The sequence below is a fragment of the Vibrio sp. Isolate34 genome (assembly GCF_022397915.1).
Classification (GTDB): domain Bacteria; phylum Pseudomonadota; class Gammaproteobacteria; order Enterobacterales; family Vibrionaceae; genus Vibrio.
In genome coordinates, this window is sequence record NZ_JAKEUO010000005.1 from 24236 (window position 1) to 41403 (window position 17168).

At 44.2% G+C, this 17168-nt stretch carries 21 protein-coding genes and 1 pseudogene; 18 read left to right on the forward strand and 4 right to left on the reverse strand.

Annotated elements, in window-relative coordinates; genetic code table 11:
* The first annotated feature begins 47 nt into the window (after positions 1–47).
* From L1D22_RS07175 to L1D22_RS07245, 15 genes and pseudogenes are all read left to right on the forward strand, one after another.
* The gene (locus tag L1D22_RS07175; protein ID WP_239829212.1) at positions 48–1508 is read left to right on the forward strand and encodes a methyl-accepting chemotaxis protein; all 1461 of its coding nucleotides are present in this window, start codon (positions 48–50) and stop codon (positions 1506–1508) included.
* 92 nt (positions 1509–1600) lie between these two features.
* On the forward strand, positions 1601–2212 hold the full coding sequence (gene ruvA, locus L1D22_RS07180; RefSeq protein ID WP_008219934.1) for a Holliday junction branch migration protein RuvA: 612 nt from the start codon (positions 1601–1603) through the stop codon (positions 2210–2212).
* A 168-nt stretch (positions 2213–2380) separates the two neighbouring features.
* On the forward strand, positions 2381–3397 hold the full coding sequence (gene ruvB, locus L1D22_RS07185; RefSeq protein WP_017062078.1) for a Holliday junction branch migration DNA helicase RuvB: 1017 nt from the start codon (positions 2381–2383) through the stop codon (positions 3395–3397).
* Positions 3398–3949: 552 nt separating this feature from the next.
* Positions 3950–5536: a cytochrome ubiquinol oxidase subunit I gene (gene cydA / locus L1D22_RS07190; protein WP_029405340.1), complete on the forward strand. Its 1587-nt coding sequence runs from the start codon at positions 3950–3952 to the stop codon at positions 5534–5536.
* Positions 5537–5549: 13 nt separating this feature from the next.
* The gene (gene cydB, locus L1D22_RS07195) at positions 5550–6686 is read left to right on the forward strand and encodes a cytochrome d ubiquinol oxidase subunit II (protein WP_239829213.1); all 1137 of its coding nucleotides are present in this window, start codon (positions 5550–5552) and stop codon (positions 6684–6686) included.
* A 31-nt stretch (positions 6687–6717) separates the two neighbouring features.
* Complete coding sequence (gene cydX / locus L1D22_RS07200; protein ID WP_000270284.1) at positions 6718–6825, forward strand: cytochrome bd-I oxidase subunit CydX; 108 nt, start codon at positions 6718–6720, stop codon at positions 6823–6825.
* The gene (ybgE, locus tag L1D22_RS07205) at positions 6818–7120 is read left to right on the forward strand and encodes a cyd operon protein YbgE (RefSeq protein ID WP_017630632.1); all 303 of its coding nucleotides are present in this window, start codon (positions 6818–6820) and stop codon (positions 7118–7120) included. Before cydX ends, ybgE begins: the two co-directional genes overlap by 8 nt.
* Positions 7121–7312: 192 nt before the next feature.
* A complete protein-coding gene (ybgC, locus tag L1D22_RS07210; RefSeq protein ID WP_009846376.1) occupies positions 7313–7732 on the forward strand; it encodes a tol-pal system-associated acyl-CoA thioesterase in 420 nt (139 codons plus the stop codon).
* Positions 7722–8405, forward strand: a complete 684-nt coding sequence (tolQ, locus tag L1D22_RS07215) for a protein TolQ (protein WP_017062073.1) — start codon at positions 7722–7724, stop codon at positions 8403–8405. Before ybgC ends, tolQ begins: the two co-directional genes overlap by 11 nt.
* Positions 8406–8408: 3 nt before the next feature.
* The gene (gene tolR, locus L1D22_RS07220) at positions 8409–8852 is read left to right on the forward strand and encodes a protein TolR (protein WP_017062072.1); all 444 of its coding nucleotides are present in this window, start codon (positions 8409–8411) and stop codon (positions 8850–8852) included.
* A 13-nt stretch (positions 8853–8865) separates the two neighbouring features.
* Positions 8866–9933 carry a cell envelope integrity protein TolA gene (tolA, locus tag L1D22_RS07225; protein ID WP_239829214.1) on the forward strand — a complete coding sequence of 356 codons (1068 nt, stop codon included), beginning with the start codon at positions 8866–8868 and terminating at the stop codon, positions 9931–9933.
* 12 nt (positions 9934–9945) lie between these two features.
* Positions 9946–11298 carry a Tol-Pal system beta propeller repeat protein TolB gene (gene tolB, locus L1D22_RS07230; protein WP_239829215.1) on the forward strand — a complete coding sequence of 451 codons (1353 nt, stop codon included), beginning with the start codon at positions 9946–9948 and terminating at the stop codon, positions 11296–11298.
* 111 nt (positions 11299–11409) lie between these two features.
* A complete protein-coding gene (gene pal / locus L1D22_RS07235; protein WP_017062069.1) occupies positions 11410–11952 on the forward strand; it encodes a peptidoglycan-associated lipoprotein Pal in 543 nt (180 codons plus the stop codon).
* A 33-nt stretch (positions 11953–11985) separates the two neighbouring features.
* Entirely contained in the window at positions 11986–12774 is a 789-nt protein-coding gene (gene ybgF, locus L1D22_RS07240) for a tol-pal system protein YbgF (RefSeq protein ID WP_029405341.1), read from the forward strand.
* Between the two features lie 54 nt (positions 12775–12828).
* A pseudogene (locus L1D22_RS07245) lies at positions 12829–13010 on the forward strand (integrase core domain-containing protein); the annotation flags it as partial.
* A gap of 46 nt (positions 13011–13056) precedes the next feature.
* Here the strand turns inward: L1D22_RS07245 and L1D22_RS07250 are convergent.
* Positions 13057–13503: an META domain-containing protein gene (locus L1D22_RS07250; protein WP_239829216.1), complete on the reverse strand. Its 447-nt coding sequence runs from the start codon at positions 13501–13503 to the stop codon at positions 13057–13059.
* Positions 13504–13691: 188 nt separating this feature from the next.
* On the opposite strand from L1D22_RS07250, the gene L1D22_RS07255 reads away from it, so the two are divergent.
* Positions 13692–13955 (forward strand): DUF1289 domain-containing protein, encoded by a 264-nt coding sequence (locus L1D22_RS07255; RefSeq protein ID WP_239829217.1) that lies wholly within the window; start codon positions 13692–13694, stop codon positions 13953–13955.
* Between the two features lie 109 nt (positions 13956–14064).
* Positions 14065–14232: a hypothetical protein gene (locus L1D22_RS07260; RefSeq protein WP_202601666.1), complete on the forward strand. Its 168-nt coding sequence runs from the start codon at positions 14065–14067 to the stop codon at positions 14230–14232.
* A gap of 40 nt (positions 14233–14272) precedes the next feature.
* Here L1D22_RS07260 and L1D22_RS07265 read toward each other — a convergent pair whose 3' ends face one another.
* The 3 genes from L1D22_RS07265 to L1D22_RS07275 form a co-directional block, all read right to left on the reverse strand.
* Positions 14273–14575 carry a thiamine-binding protein gene (locus tag L1D22_RS07265; protein WP_161679187.1) on the reverse strand — a complete coding sequence of 101 codons (303 nt, stop codon included), beginning with the start codon at positions 14573–14575 and terminating at the stop codon, positions 14273–14275.
* Between the two features lie 126 nt (positions 14576–14701).
* On the reverse strand, positions 14702–14923 hold the full coding sequence (locus L1D22_RS07270) for a hypothetical protein (protein ID WP_048658349.1): 222 nt from the start codon (positions 14921–14923) through the stop codon (positions 14702–14704).
* A gap of 231 nt (positions 14924–15154) precedes the next feature.
* On the reverse strand, positions 15155–16393 hold the full coding sequence (locus L1D22_RS07275; protein ID WP_239829218.1) for a DEAD/DEAH box helicase: 1239 nt from the start codon (positions 16391–16393) through the stop codon (positions 15155–15157).
* Positions 16394–16783: 390 nt separating this feature from the next.
* On the opposite strand from L1D22_RS07275, the gene L1D22_RS07280 reads away from it, so the two are divergent.
* Positions 16784–17140 (forward strand): hypothetical protein, encoded by a 357-nt coding sequence (locus L1D22_RS07280; protein ID WP_017630073.1) that lies wholly within the window; start codon positions 16784–16786, stop codon positions 17138–17140.
* The last annotated feature ends 28 nt before the right edge of the window (positions 17141–17168 follow it).

Consider the following 17168-nt stretch of genomic DNA (forward strand, 5'->3'; position numbering starts at 1 on the left):
ATTAACATTGGTCGGAGGTCTAACAAGCTAATCAAGGATGATCACTGATGAACCCTATCAAGCTGTGGCGCGCGCTGTTTCTACCCAAAAGTAATGGGTGGAGTAACAACGAAGTCAGACAAGCCGATATCTTATTACTCTTTACCTTTATCGCCTTCTTTGTGGGTGTCTACAGCTTAATCAAATGGACCAAGCACGAAGAGCAACTTCTGATCGCCACATCTGTATTCCTTATTGTGTTTGAACTGATCTCCGCACTGCTCTTGCGTGTTACCAGTAAACCGAGCCTTGCACTCAATTTTGGCTTTGTTGGTATGGCAGTGCACGCGCTGAATATCATCTACCAAAGCGGTGGTGTGGTGGCATCAACACAGGCTTATTGGGTTCCTTTGTTAGTGGTCGCTTTTTTCTTGTCAGGAACACGCATTGTCGCCTTGGTATGGAGTGGGTTAGTGATAGGAGTTTCATTAGTGATGACATCGGCTCACCTTAACGGCTTTGAATTTCCGCAGTTAGTACTTACTCCGGAAGCGGTGGTGGTTGAAACCTGGTCTGGTGTGATTATGCCGCTGGTGGTGATTTGCATTGCTCAAGCGTTTACCGCCAAGCAAAAAGAAGTGGCAATCGAAATGGCCGAAGAAGCGATTTCAGACAGTCAGCAGGTTGCCAATCAAGCGACTCAAAGTGAAGGGCGACTCTCGGTGGTGCTTGACCAAGCTAATTCAAATTCAGAAAGCTTGCAGGGTGTCTCTGTGCATTTAGACCAACAGTCGCGAGACTTACATTCTCAAGTTGAAGTGCTGAACGTTAACTGTGAATCTCAAGCGAGTGCCGCAGAACAGATGAGCCAGCAATTGCATCAAATGACTCAAGGCATCGAAGAATCCAACTCGTTTGTCGGTGAGCTGAAAGAACGCAGTGAAGCGGTCGGCGAGAAAGCGCAAAAGAGCTCTGAGTCATTAGAAGCTTCAACCAGTGCTATCACTCAGATCATTCAAAGTAATCAAGAGATCATGAAAGTCGCCGATTTGATTACTTCAGTAGCGGAGCAAACTAACTTGCTGGCATTAAACGCGGCCATAGAAGCGGCTCGCGCAGGTGAGCAGGGAAGAGGATTTGCAGTTGTAGCCGACCAAGTGAGGGAGTTATCGGCGAAAAGCAGTCATTCCGCAATAGAGATTCGAACCCTGTTGGACCGTAGTAAAGACGAAGTGGAACATGGCCGAGCGATTATTGAAACCACGGCGAATGAGATGAATGGCATTATCTCGGAGGTTCAAACGATCTCGACTGACGTGAATCAACTCACCAACATTATGGCGATGCAGATGAATTCCTTGAAAGAGCTCGATCTCGCGAGTTCAGAAGTGGCGCAAAGTGTCGCGGAAACTAAATCTGTCTCAGGCTTAGTGGCCAATTATGGTTCTGAACTCACAGGACATGTTACCTCTGTCAAAGAGCTGGTCGAAAGCTTAGATAACGTGGTTTCACAAGCCAAACAAGCGTAAATAAATCACCTGAATAAACACAAAGAACTGGATAAGCATCCAGTTCTTTTATATTCTGTCCCTCAAATTATATTCCATCAAGAGAGTGAATTGTGATCGGACGTCTACGCGGTACATTAATAGAAAAACAGCCACCAGAGTTATTAATTGAAGTGAGTGGCGTAGGCTATGAAGTTCAAATGCCAATGAGCTGTTTTTATGAATTACCAAACGTCGGCGAAGAGGCAATTATCTATACTCACTTTGTTGTTCGTGAAGATGCACAGCTACTTTACGGCTTCAACACAGTTAAAGAACGTGCGCTGTTCCGTGAAGTCATTAAAGCGAATGGTGTTGGCCCTAAACTTGGCCTTGGTATTCTTTCCGGTATGACGGCGAGTCAGTTTGTTCAGAGTGTTGAACGTGAAGATATTTCTACGCTAGTGAAACTGCCGGGTGTCGGTAAGAAAACGGCTGAGCGTCTGGTTGTCGAAATGAAAGACCGCCTGAAAGGTTGGGGCGCAGGAGATCTGTTTACGCCTGCGACGGACGCTGCACCGATTGACTCTATGCCAACCGTTCACGACGCTGAAGAAGAAGCGGTAAGTGCACTGCTTGCATTAGGCTACAAACCGACTCAAGCATCTAAGGTTGTTTCTCAAGTGGCTAAAGAAGGTATGACGAGCGAACAACTGATTCGCGATGCTTTGAAGTCGATGGTTTAATCAAAACCGACACTGAAACCGCGATGTAAGCTCAATGCTACATCGCGTTAATCTCTAGCGGGTACTATCTCGTTAGAATATGCTTAGTATTCAAGTGCTCCAATATTGGTGAGCGACTAAGCAAGAATTAAAGATAACAGAGTTAACACTCTTAAATTGGAACCCTCTATGATTGAAGCTGATCGCCTCATTGCTCCTGATAATCCGGTCTTTAAAGATGAAGATGTTATTGACCGTGCGATACGACCGAAAGCATTAGCCGACTATCAAGGTCAGGATCACGTCCGTGGTCAGATGGAAATTTTTATCAAAGCAGCTCAACTTCGTAATGAGGCGCTCGATCATCTGTTGATATTTGGTCCTCCCGGCTTGGGTAAAACCACCTTGGCGAATATTGTTGCCAATGAAATGGACGTTAACATTCGTACCACTTCAGGGCCTGTATTAGAGAAAGCAGGTGACTTGGCGGCATTGCTGACTAACCTTGAAGAAAATGATGTGCTGTTCATCGATGAGATCCACCGCTTAAGCCCTGTGGTTGAAGAGGTGTTGTATCCAGCGATGGAAGATTACCAACTGGACATCATGATTGGTGAAGGCCCTGCGGCTCGCTCAATCAAGATCGACCTTCCACCTTTCACTCTGATTGGCGCGACGACTCGTGCTGGTTCTCTGACGTCTCCGCTGCGTGACCGTTTTGGTATTACCCAGCGTCTTGAGTACTACAAAGTTGAAGACCTGCAAAACATCGTTCAGCGCAGTGCCGATTGCTTAGGTTTATCTATGGAGTCTGAAGGCGCATTGGAAGTTGCGCGTCGTGCTCGTGGTACACCTCGTATTGCTAACCGATTACTGCGCCGTGTACGCGACTATGCGGAAGTGAAAGGGGATGGCCATATTTGTCCTGAGGTTGCCGATAAAGCGCTTAACATGTTGGATGTCGATGCTAAAGGTTTTGACTACATGGATAGAAAACTTCTACTCGCAATTATGGAGAAGTTTGGTGGTGGTCCAGTGGGTATCGACAACATGGCTGCCGCGATTGGTGAAGAGAGAGACACCATTGAAGATGTGTTAGAGCCTTACTTGATACAGCAAGGTTATCTACAAAGAACGCCAAGAGGTCGAATCGCGACCGACAGAGCGTATTTACACTTTGGAATAGATAAACCTTCCAATCGTTAAATTATTCATTTTTAAAGATCCCAGTTGCATAAGCGCTGGGATTTTTTGCTTTTTACTGAATAACAACTCTTTGAGCGAGTCGATAAAAAGGTCGAAAAGGGTGCTTCAAAAATGGAAACTTTGATTTCAGGTTTGATTTAGGTAACAGAAAATGAAATAAGTTGTCATATTTTTTGTTAATACTTTATAGGTAGTTGTAATTCTGATGTTGAGGCGGTGATGAGCATTTGTCACAGATATCATGCGCTGTTATTAAGACAAGCATAATTGGTGTGATTTTAATCATAACTGTACAAAAATAACTCTAATTTGCTCGAATAAATTTGATACAAATCAACGCAGGGTTCTCCCATAAACCTTTTGAAACATACTGATTTTACCAGTAATATTAGCGCCAGCTATATTAGCTCATGCTTAACAATAATCTAACTATAACGGTACGTTTTTGCTACAAATTTCAATTTGTAATAACAATTACATAAATTGTTTTAACATGGATTTTTGAGGTGAATAATCACACAAGTGTCATTCAGCCGACACAAAGGAGTTACCATGATTGATGTTGTTGATCTGTCGCGATTGCAGTTTGCATTTACAGCGATGTATCACTTCCTATTTGTTCCACTGACTTTAGGTATGGCATTTCTACTTGCCATTATGGAGTCAGTTTATGTAATGACTGGCAAGCAAATTTACAAGGACATGACCAAGTTCTGGGGTAAATTGTTTGGTATTAACTTTGCTCTTGGTGTAGCGACAGGCTTAACCATGGAGTTCCAGTTTGGTACTAACTGGTCTTACTATTCTCACTATGTTGGCGACATCTTTGGTGCTCCGCTAGCTATCGAAGCGCTTGTTGCATTCTTCCTAGAGTCTACTTTTGTTGGCCTATTCTTCTTCGGTTGGGACAGACTGTCAAAGCGTCAACACTTAGCGGTAACTTGGTTAGTAGCACTTGGCTCTAACTTCTCTGCGCTTTGGATCTTGGTAGCAAACGGCTGGATGCAAAACCCAGTGGGTGCGGAATTTAACTTTGAAACCATGCGTATGGAAATGGTGAGCTTCGCTGAAGTTGTACTAAACCCAGTAGCACAAGTTAAGTTCGTACACACAGTAGCGTCTGGTTACACAACGGGTGCAATGTTCATCCTTGGTATCAGTTCATACTACATTCTTAAAGGTCGTGACCTTGCCTTTGCTCGTCGCTCTTTCGCGATTGCAGCGTCTTTCGGCATGGCGGCGATCTTGTCAGTAATCGTACTAGGTGATGAATCTGGTTACGAGCTTGGTGAAGTTCAAAAAGTGAAGCTCGCAGCTGTAGAAGCAGAGTGGCACACTGAAGAAGCACCAGCGGCATTTACTGTTTTTGGTATTCCAAACCAAGAGACAATGAATACTGACTACGCAATTAAAATTCCTTACGTAATGGGTATCATCGCAACACGTTCTTTCGATAAAGAAGTAACGGGCCTGCGTGACCTACGTGATGACCACGTTGATCGTATCCGCACGGGTATGTACGCGTACGAATTGCTTGAAAAGCTACGTGCAGGCGACAAGTCTGAAGAAAACATGGCTGCTTTCGACGAAGTGAAAGGTGACCTAGGTTACGGTCTACTTCTTAAGCGCTACACAGACGAAGTTGTTGATGCAACAGAAGACCAAATCCAAATGGCTGCGGATGATTCTATCCCAACAGTTTGGCCTCTTTTCTGGTCATTCCGTCTGATGGTTGCTTGTGGCTTCATCATGCTATTTGTCTTCGGTGCGGCGTTTGTTCAAACGTGTCGTCAGAAGATAGAACAGAAACCATGGGTGCTTAAAGCTGCGCTATTCTCAATCCCACTGCCTTGGATTGCGATTGAAGCAGGTTGGTTCGTTGCTGAGTTTGGTCGTCAACCATGGGCGGTTGGTGAAATCCTGCCGGTTAACGTTGCTGCATCAGCACTAACTATCGAACAGCTTTGGACTTCTCTATTTGCTATCCTGGCACTGTACACAGTGTTCTTGATTGCTGAAGTTTACCTAATGCTGAAATTCGCACGTAAAGGTCCAAGTAGCTTGAAGACAGGCCGTTACCACTTCGAACAAAACGATAACTCTGTTGAAGACAAAGTTAGCCGTTCAGTTGAAGTATAAGTGAGGGAATATTATGTTTGATTACGAAAGCTTACGACTTATTTGGTGGGTATTGATCGGTGTTCTACTGGTTGGTTTCGCCGTAACTGATGGCTTTGACATGGGTGTTGCAGCTCTGTCTCCTGTTATCGGTAAGAGCGACACTGAACGTCGTATTATGCTGAATACTATTGCCCCTCACTGGGATGGCAACCAAGTATGGCTAATTACGGCTGGTGGTGCATTGTTCGCTGCATGGCCACTGGTTTACGCGACGTCTTTCTCTGGTTTCTACTTCGCAATGTACGTGACGCTAGCAGCACTTTGGCTACGTCCACTTGCTCTTGATTACCGTTCAAAGATTGAAGAGCCAAAATGGCGTAAGGCTTGGGACTACGCACTTTGCTTCAGTGGCGCAGTTCCGCCAATCATCTTCGGTGTAGCATTTGGTAACCTAATGCAAGGTGTTCCATTTGACCTAAACGACCTGATGATGTCTAAGTACCACGGTACGTTCTTCGCTCTGCTAAATCCGTTTGCATTGCTATGTGGCGTGTTGGCTCTAATGTTGTTCGTGATGCAGGGGGCAACATGGCTTCAAATGAAGACAACAGAAGAACTGCACAGCCGTGCACGTAACGTTGCTCAGATCACTGGCCTAATTGCTATTGCTCTGTTCGTTATTGGTGGTTTCTGGGTTCAGTCTATCGAAGGCTATGTGATTACGAGCACTATCGATACGTTTGCTGATTCAAACCCACTAAACAAAGAAGTATCACTTCAAGTTGGCGCTTGGATGACAAACTTTGAAACTTATCCAGCAATGTGGGCTGCGCCGATTCTAGGTGTAGTAATGCCACTGCTTGCTGTGATTGCATCTCGCTTTGAGCGTGGTGGTTTCGCATTCTTGTTCTCAAGCTTGTCTAACGCTGGTGTTATCTTAACGGCTGGTTTTGCAATGTTCCCATTCGTAATGCCATCAAGCCTGAACCCTAACCATAGTTTGACTATGTGGGATTCAACAGCGAGTGAGCTAACGCTTGGTCTTATGACTGCAGTTGCGGCGGTAATGGTTCCTGTGATTCTTGGCTACACAACTTGGACATACTACAAAATGTTCGGTCGCCTAGATAAGAAACACATCGAAGATAACGACGTTTCAGCTTACTAAGCTAGAAGTGAAATAACTTAGGAGAAATTTTATGTGGTATTTCGCATGGATTTTGGGTGTACTTCTAGCATGTGCATTCGGCATCATCAATGCTCTATGGCTAGAGCATTCAGAAATGATGGACAAAGACAGTGAGTAATCTCGCAGAGCAAGTTGCTAAGCTGCATCAACCAATGGATAAGACCCTGTTAAGAGCTTTATCCCTCGTATTGGGTTTCATGCATGTTGGTTTGGTAATGTGGGATCCTGAAGCGTATGCGACAAGCATCGGTGGCTTTAACGCGATCATCGGGCCAATGTTTATCTGGGCAGTATGCTCAAGCATGGTTTACGGTATCGGATTTAAGCCAAGAGCTTGGATGTGGCAGCTGCTGTTTAGCCCGTACGTTTCGCTCACAATTTTGCTCTACCTAACGGTGCTGCGCCTTATCTAAATAAGGTTGTGAATTAGGTTTATAACAAAGTAAACCTAGGTAACTGTTGGGTTTTTAGTCAAAAAGAGGTCATCTTATACAGATGGCCTTTTTTTTCGTCTCCAAACTCAAAAAATTCACTGCCATATACTATTAATGATAATGAGTTAGGTTATAGTAATCTCATTACCGTTTTAAGGTTGTGGAATCAATTTGCAGGGATTATCGAAGCCGTTTACGTGGCCAGTAACCGTATATTACGAAGACACCGATGCCGGTGGCGTGGTGTACCATTCTAACTATCTCAAATTTTTTGAACGCGCTCGAACTGAGATGTTGCGCTCAATTGGCGTTTCTCAGCAGGTATTATTAGAACAAAACATCGGTTTTGTAGTCCGACATATGGACATAGATTTTATTCAAGGCGCGCGCCTTGATGATTCTTTACAAGTCATTACAAATATTTACGAGTTGAAGCGAGCTACCTTGGTCTTCTGTCAAGAGATCGTAAATCCTGATGGCAAAGCATTGTGTAAAGCAATGGTTAAGGTAGCATGTATCGACAATCAAAAAATGAAACCAAAGGCAATGCCAACATTTATTCTTACGGAGCTAACGAATAGTGACTGCTGAAATCTCAATCTTAGGCCTAATTTTAGAAGCTAGTTTACTAGTTAAGATGGTCATGCTGACTCTTATGGGCATGTCTGTTGTGTCTTGGGCGATGATCATAAAAAGAAGTAAAGTGTTATCTCAAGCTTCTAAACAAACTGAAGTGTTTGAAGATAAGTTCTGGTCTGGTGTTGATCTGGCTAAATTGTATCAAGAGAGCAATAAGCGCAAAGATGAGCTTTCTGGTACCGAAGAGATTTTCTACGCAGGCTTCACTGAATTTGCTCGCCTTCGTAAATCAAACGCAACGTCTCCTGACTTCATCATGGAAGGCACTGGTCGTGCAATGCGCGTTGCCGTAGCCCGCGAAGTAGACGAGCTAGAAACTAACTTACCTTTCTTAGCGACAGTCGGCTCTATCAGCCCTTACATCGGCCTATTTGGTACGGTTTGGGGCATCATGCACTCATTCATCGCTTTAGGTGAAGTGAAGCAAGCGACACTAGCTATGGTTGCTCCTGGTATTGCAGAAGCACTTATTGCAACGGCAATGGGTCTGTTCGCCGCAATTCCTGCAGTAATGGCGTACAACCGCTTCAGCAGTCGAGTAGGTAAGCTAGAACACAACTACGCGACTTTCTCTGAAGAGTTCCACAGCATTCTTCACCGTCAAGCGATGGCTGGCAGGGAATAATAGATGGCTGGATACCAACCTAAAAAACGCAAAATGACAGCGGAGATTAACGTTGTACCTTACATCGACGTTATGCTTGTTTTGCTGATCATTTTTATGGTGACTTCACCGTTTGTGACTCAAGGTGTCGACGTTGAATTGCCTCAGGCTTCAACGGCTAAGTCTGCACAAGATCTTTTGGGTGACGATAACGCGAGCTTTATTATCGTTGAAGTGAACAAAGACGGTGAGCTTGGTTTGAGCGTGAATGACGAAGAAGTACAACGTGGCTTATCTATGGAAGATATTATCGTCCGAGTGAAAGCTGAGTTGTCTTTGAAGCCGAATTCTCCAGTGGCGGTTGGCGGTGATGCCGCAACGCCTTACGCTGAAGTGGTTTTATTACTTGATGAATTAAGCCGTGCAGGTGTGCCAAAGGTTGGCCTTTTAACGGATATAAGGGAATAGCTCCGTAGCATTCATGAAAGCGACTAATAAAAAATCCAATAGTTTCAGAAAACCGCTTCTTATTTCACTTGGGCTGCACGTCATTTTATTCGTTGCGCTCATTTGGGGAGCGGATTTCACGATGTCAGAACCTAAGCCGACTGGCCAAATGGTTCAGGCTGTGGTGATTGATCCTCAGTTGGTTCGCCAGCAAGCCCAACAGATTCGTCAACAGCGAGAAGCGGCGAGCAAGAAAGAGCAAGAGCGTCTAGACAAACTTAGACGTGAAAGTGAACGACTGGAAAAGAATCGTAAAGCGGAAGAAGAAAACATCCGTAAGCTAAAAGAGCAACAAGCGAAGGATGCAAAAGCCGCTCGAGAGGCTGAAAAACGACGTATCGAGAACGAGAAACAACGCAAAGCTGAAGAAGCGCGTTTACAGCAAGAACAAAAGAAAGCCGCTAAAGCCGAAGCTGACCGCAAGTTGAAAGAAGCGGCGTTGGTGAAAGCTGAAAATGAGCGTAAAGCCAAAGAAGCTGCTATCGCGAAAGCTGAACAAGAACGCGTGGCAAAAGAAAAAGCCGCGCAAGAGGCTGCTGAAAAAGCTCGTAAAGAAAAAGAAGCCGCTGAGCGTGCTGAGAAGCAACGTATAGCGAAAGAGAAAGAAGCCGCAGCTGCAGCAGAGGAAGCCCGTAAAGCGAAGGAAGCGGCAGCGAGAGCGGAAAAAGAGCGCAAACAACAAGAAGCGGCATTGAACGACATCTTTGCTGGTCTTGAAACTGAAGCGACTCAAAACTCTTCGGCAAGACAACAATTTATTAGTGATGAAGCACAGCGTTACGGCGCTATTTATACCCAACTGATTCAGCAGAACCTATTGTTAGAAGACAGCTACAGAGGGCGCTCGTGCCGAGTGAACTTGAAGCTTATCCCAACGGGCTCAAACGCGATTTTGGGTAGCTTAAGCATTTTGGATGGCGATAGCCGTTTGTGCGCAGCAACCAAGCGTGCGGTGGCACAAGTGCAATCTTACCCATTGCCTAAAGACCCTGACATTGTGAAATCACTGAAAGACATTAACTTAACTGTATCACCAGAGTAAAAGGACGAACTTGTGTTAAAAAAACTATTACTGAGTTTTGTTTTTGTAATAGCGACAAGCAGCCAGTTTGCACATGCGGCGCTGGAGCTGGTTATTACAGACGGCATTAACTCTGCACGACCTATCGCTATTGTACCTTTCCGCTGGGAAGGCGCAGAGCCACTGCCACACGATGTATCAGCGGTTATCGCTTCTGACTTACAGCGCAGTGGTAAATTCAGCCCAGTTGCGACAAGCAAAATGCCTCAAACGCCTTACAGCGAAACTGAGGTTAACTTTGATGTTTGGACCAACCTAGGTGTTGATTCATTGCTTACCGGTAGCATCACTAAAAATGCCGAAGGGCAGTATGTGGTGAATTACCAATTGATCGACATTGTTCGTGGTCAACTGACTAAAGGGCAAAGCCGTGCACTTAGCGATGAAGGCCAATTGGTTCTTTCTAAAGACCACGTGTTGTTCAATAAGAAGGCTACGGTTCCTGGCAAACGCTTGAGAGAGTACGCGCACCGTATTTCTGACTTAGTGTATGAAGAGCTAACTGGTGAGAAAGGCGCGTTCTTAACTCGCATCTCTTACGTGGTAGTGAACGACAAAGACCAATACCCATACCAACTTCGTGTTGCAGACTACGATGGCTTTAACGAGCGTTTAGTCCTTCGTTCTAAGCAGCCTCTAATGTCACCTGCATGGTCTCCAGACGGTAAAAAGCTGGCTTATGTGAGCTTCCAGAATGGCCAAGCTGAAATATTCATCATGAATATTTACACGGGTGAACGTGAGAAAGTGACGTCATACCCTCGTCACAATGGTGCGCCAAGATTCTCGCCAGATGGTAAAACATTGGCATTGGTATTGTCGAAAACGGGCAGCCTTCAGGTGTACACACTTGACCTTGCTAGCCGTAAGTTGACTCAAATTACCCGCGGCCGTTCGAATAATACTGAACCATTCTGGCACCCAGATGGCAAGTCTCTAATTTTCACATCGGATCGTGGTGGTAAACCACAGATTTATAATGTAAATTTGTCAAATAATTCGACTTCTCGTATTACTTGGCAAGGTAGCCAAAACTTAGGTGGCCAGATCACACCTGATGGACGATTCCTAATCATGGTAAATCGTAGCAACTCAGGTTTTAACTTGGCTAAGCAAGATTTGGAAACAGGTGCGGTTCAGGTACTAACAAAAACATTGTTAGACGAATCCCCAAGTATTGCACCGAATGGAGGTATGGTTATCTATAGCTCTATTTACAACAAGACAAACGTACTATCGATGGTTTCTATCGATGGCCGTTTCAAAGCTAGATTACCGGCAACCAACGGACGTGTAAGAGCGCCTGCATGGTCACCGTTCCTCTAGTTTAAGTGATACATTCTATTAGCTATTGATAGTGTTAACTATTGTGGCGTTTAACTATCTATAGCACTTAGTCGCTGTAGAAACTAAGTTTGATAACGTAAGGAAAAAAAGATGCAACTTAACAAAGTTCTTAAAGGCTTGATGATTGCACTACCAGTGATGGCAGTAACGGCATGTAGCTCAACTGATGAAGCAACATCTGCAACATCTGGTACTGAAAGCAACCAAACAACTTCAGGTTCAGAAGGCAACGTAGACACAACTGTTGTAACGCCAATTGACGCTAACGGTCAACTGTCTGAGCAAGAGCTTAAAGAGCAAGCGCTACGTGAAACTCAAACAATCTACTTCGCATTCGATAACTCTACTATCGCTGGCGATTACGAAGAAATGCTAGCAGCTCACGCAGCTTACCTAGTTAAGAACGTTGACATGAACGTTACTATCGAAGGTCACGCTGATGAGCGCGGTACTCCTGAGTACAACATCGCACTTGGCGAGCGTCGTGCACAAGCTGTAGCGAAATACCTACAAGCTCTAGGTGTTCAAGCAGACCAAATCTCTATCGTAAGCTACGGTGAAGAGAAGCCACTTCTTCTAGGTCAATCTGAAGATGTGTACGCTAAAAACCGTCGCGCAGTACTAGTTTACTAATTTTAGTAGGCTATATAATTGAGGAATTGCCTCATGTTCAGTAACACAAAGCGAGTCATTTTGCTTTCGTTACTGGCAAGTGCAGCGAACACCGCGTTCGCTGCACCAGCTCCAGTATCCGATCTCAATAGCACCGCAACCAATTCATCATCTTCCTCTCGAGCAGCGTCTGCATCTAACGAATCAGATATTGAGCGTTTAGAACGCCTGCTTCAAAATCGCAACCTTGTTCAGCTTCAAATGCAACAGCAAATCGACGACATGGCACTGGAGATCAGTGAACTTCGTGGTGAGCTGGAACGAAACAGCTATGATATGAAGCAAATGCTAGAGCGCCAACGTGAACTGTTCATTGAACTGGATCGTGTAAGAGGCGAGGTGAAAGCAGCAGGAACCGCAACGGTAGCAGTGGCAGCGAGCGAAGGCTCTAAAGATGCTTCTGGTACGTTCAGTACTGATGTCGATGAGCAAACCGCTTATCAAAATGCTGTAGATATGATTCTAAAGCAACGAGACTACACGGGTGCGATTGCTGCATTCCAAAAGTTTCAAAAAGACTTCCCAGATTCAACCTTCACACCTAACTCACATTACTGGTTAGGTCAGCTTTATTTCGCTAAGAAGCAAGATAAAGAAGCCGTGAAGAGCTTTGCCGCTGTTGTGTCGTACAAAGACTCAAACAAGCGAGCAGATGCACTGGTTAAGCTTGGTGACATAGCTGCGCGCAACAATAACGCGACGCAAGCTAAGAAATATTACCAACAAGTCGTGACCGAGTACCCAAATAGTGCTTCGGCTAAAGTGGCGAAAACCCACTTATAAAACAAAATAGGGGTGCTTAGGCGCCTCTTTTTTATACCCCGTACCCTGCTCAATGACTGTTATCAGAATGCACAGGCAGAAAGGAACATGGAATACTGAAGTACCTGTTAAATGAGCCTAATGATTTCGACGAAGCACAGAAAATTGTCGCTGAATCAGTAAAAATCTATAATGAATATAGGCCTCACACGGCCCTAAAATACAAAACGCCCGATGAAGTACATCGAGCGCTTTAGTTAATCAAGTGTCAACCCACATTAGGGCGTGTCATTCGATGTCGAATTAGTTTACCCAGTCACGAATTGTGTACGTTAGTGTGTGTACATCGTTTTTCAGTACTAGCGTATCGTTTGTTAGCGTTACGTCGCTCCATTCGCTTAGAGTAGCTGAAACCGATTGTTCGATTTCCATCGCTGAGCCTTGACACATTTTCATTGTCATGCCCATTTGTTTGATACGGAATTGACCGTCTTTTAGTTCGCCCTGACCAAAGAAGTTGTTACAACCAGCGATGCCGTTCGCAGTCATCTTTTCACCGATTTCCAGACGAGGAGTCGCTTGGTTTTCGCTTTTCTCAATGTCCTTGCCATCAATTTGAGCAAGTTCCCAGTTATGGTGCTGTAGATCGGTTGGTGTTACTTTCATAGCGTTATCACCTGTTGTTGTGCATGCTGCTAGCATCATAGGTAAAGCGGCTACTGCTAGTAATTTTTTTGAACTAAACTTCATATTATAAGGCTCCAAAGGAAAGAACGAAGTTACCCAATAAGTGTAACTTGATGGGTTCAAAGTATAGTTTACAAAACACTATATGTGTCAGTATAAGGTCATAGTTTAGTATGGATTTCATGAGCTAGGCGACAAATTAATCGCTTATTTTTGAGATAGTAAGCGTAATTTTGAATGTGTAAGGAGGCATGGTGGAGCAGTTAGAGTTTTTCCAAGTTCCAAGCCCTTGCGTTGGGGTTTGTTCAAGCGATGACAAAGGCTATTGCAATGGTTGTATGCGCAAAAGAGAAGAGCGCTTTAATTGGATGTCGATGACTCCCGCAGAGCAATTGCACGTGATAAAGCTGTGTCGTCAGCGCTATAGAAGAAAAATAATGAAGCAAAAAAACTTGGTTGGTAAGCAGGTCGACGAAGAGGGAAACACGAGTCCCCAGAAGGATCTTTTCGGCTAAAGAGGAAGTATTAAGATTTTATTTAACCCCGGAGTAACTATTACTTTACATAATGGTTGGGGTGTAATATTAAGGTAGGTACCTTTGTACCTAAAGTAGTGGTGTCGGTATGAATAAAAAGAATGTAAAACTCAAAAAAGAGCCCGTAAAAGCACTGGATCGAAAACCGATCGGGGCAAAAAATGACCCTGAAGAGGCTCCGCGTGATTGGCATTCGATGTCAGAAGAAGAACGAATGGAAATCCTTTCTCACCTTTCAGACATGCCCTTTCAATAACATCACTGGTTCATCAGAGTTTTTTAACAGCTGCACTTTCTTAAACAAACATATGATTCGCTTTCGTTACACCACGATGGTACGTACAAAATGTATCATCGGCTTCGGTGGTCTTACTATGAATCTTAATGTTTGTGATCACTTCAACAGCCCCTGCATCGTAACAAGCTTGTTCAGCCTTTTTGATAATATCGAGTAATTGGTTGAGTTCACCTTTCATCGTGGTTTCCATTGCACCGACTTGGAATGGAACATCGGCCGCTTTTACCACTTCAATGGCCTTATCAACAACTTCGAAATTGTTGCCTTCTTTAACGCGAGGGATCACTTGGAAGGCAACCATCACTTCTTTTTCTCTTTTTAACTCAGACACTTTCTGCTTACTCAATGAAAGGAATTTGTTGCAGATGATAGGTTAATGCGGAGATAAATTCTACAGCGGCTAAGCTAGCGCTTATTAGCTTATTGCCTACTTGCTACCCCAGTGGTCGCTAACCCAACCACCTATGTGTTCATCAAAATGGCTGCCACTGAATCTCTGGTTACGTTCAACCGAAGTATCGCAGTCATCTTTATTATCTATTAGGGTTTGTATGTAGTTTGCCATCGGGTCATTGCAACGTTGACGATCTCGGCGGGTTGCCACTTCCTTAATCAGTTGTAATCGATATGTAGAGCTAGCACGTTTCATTTCAATGACCTCCTGTTTTAGACACTAATAGAAAAATCTAGTTGCCAGATATAGGGGCGTCAACGTGATTTAAGAGTATTTTTTTTGAGCAACCAAGAATCAATACGTTGGCATCATAATTCACAAAAGTGTCATTTAAGTCGGCGTCTTTAGAGCAGTTTCTGGGTGTGATTTTATGTTTTGTTGCATATAAAAAAGCTCAGTGAAAACTGAGCTAATTAGGGCTTCTGGTTATCTTGAGCTGTTTGGTTTGCTCTTAAATTGTTTGATGCTCTTCTTCTTTGCTGTTCGTCGGTTGGCCATTTTGTCTTTTGGCGGACGCTTACGAGCTGTTGATTCTGATGCAGGTTTATCAGTTACAGGGAAACCTTCCAGCGATTGTAACGGAAGTGGCTTATTGGTCAGAGTTCGAATCGCATTGAGGTGCTCGTTTTCACTGTGGCTAACCAGTGATATAGCACAGCCTGCGCTCCCTGCTCTCGCCGTTCTCCCTACACGATGTACATAAGTTGCAGAGTGAGAAGGCAGTTCAAAGTTGATCACAACAGGCAACTGATCAATATGGATGCCTCGAGCCATCACATCGGTTGCGATAAGAACGCGAGTTTCGCCATTTTTGAAACTCTCTAATGCCTGCGCGCGCTCTTCTTGGCTCTTGTTGCCATGTAACGCACTCACGCTGATCTTGGCTTTGTTCAATCGCTTGGTTAATGCGTCTGCATTGTCTTTGGCGCCAATAAACACCAAAACCTGTGACCAATCGTTCTGACTAAGTAGAGCAAGGAGCGCTTGAGCTTTACTGCCTTTGTTCACGAGATAGAGTGTTTCATCAATGGCAGAGACAACGCTATTCTCTTGGTGAGTCGTGATCTTTTCTGGGTTTGATAAAAGCGTTTCAGCTTGATTGACTAATTCTGGAGGAAGTGTCGCTGAGAATAGCAGTGACTGTCGTTTCGCTGGCAGAGCTTCGGTGATCGCTTGAATATCTGGCCAAAAGCCCATGTCGATTAATCGGTCTGCTTCATCAAGAACCAATGACACACATTGAGTTAACTCCAATTCGCCACTCTTGATGACAGCCAGCAAGCGCCCCGGTGTTGCGATAGCAAGCTGTGGTTTGGTTAACAATTGCTGCTGTTGGTCATCCGTGTTCACACCACCCGTCAACGTAATCGTGTTGATGTTAAGAGCCGTTGCGGTGGGCTCTAAAGATTCTGTGACTTGAGACGCAAGTTCACGTGTTGGAACGATAACAAGCGCTTGCAGTTCATTCACATCATGGTTGAGGTTGTTCAGCAAAGGTAAGCCAAACGCCAATGTTTTCCCGCTACCCGTTTGAGCCAACGCCAGCACGTCTTTCCCTGCAATAATTGTAGGAATTACTGCTTGTTGTATCTCTGTCGGTTTATCGAATTGAGATGGTATAGCCGCGACGGTTTTTGCGTTAAGGGTTAGGTTATCGAATGACATAAATGAACCAAGTATCAAAAGGGAGATGGAGTCTAACAGGGCTACAAATGTTAGAGAATCAGTTTTGCAGCCATAATGACAAGCTTATTGAAAACAAAGTAAAAAATGTTGTGAGTATAGTCAACTAACGGTTCAGTTTAGATTTTATGCAGGAGTGAAGTACTCAACGTATATGACTGAAGTCCTTTTTTTGTACGCAATGAGTCAATAATTAGCGCCCGGAGCAAATATCTAAAGTATTATATTCTCAAGTCGATATAATAGTTAGGTATCAACTTGGTGAATGTATTTATTTGAAGCCGAATTGAAGATTAAGAATGGCCATTGCTGATGATTACTGAAATTAACGGTCAGTTCGCTTTACAGAATAACAGAGACAGGGAGTCACTAATGCGTGAAGAGTCATTCACCCAGAAACGCAAATATTACCGTTTAAAGTACCCTCAAAAGGCACGCCCGGTGATGCGAATTAAGGATGAGCTTTTTCATGTCAGTGAAGTGTCTGAAAAGGGCGTACGCCTAATGATGCGTAACATCATTCCTGTTTATCGCGGCTTTTCAATGGCAGGGACCCTAAGGTTGCATGACAACAATAGTATCGATATTAGTGGTGCGGTGTTACGACAAGAAGGGGACGAAGTTATCGTTCAGTTATCACAAGGTCCAAGCTTTAAAGATATGGTGTCTGAACAACGCCACATCAGACAGCGATACCCAGTATTTTTTGCAAGCCTCAGAGTGGCATAGAAAGCTTTTAAAGTTAGATGCCTTAAAG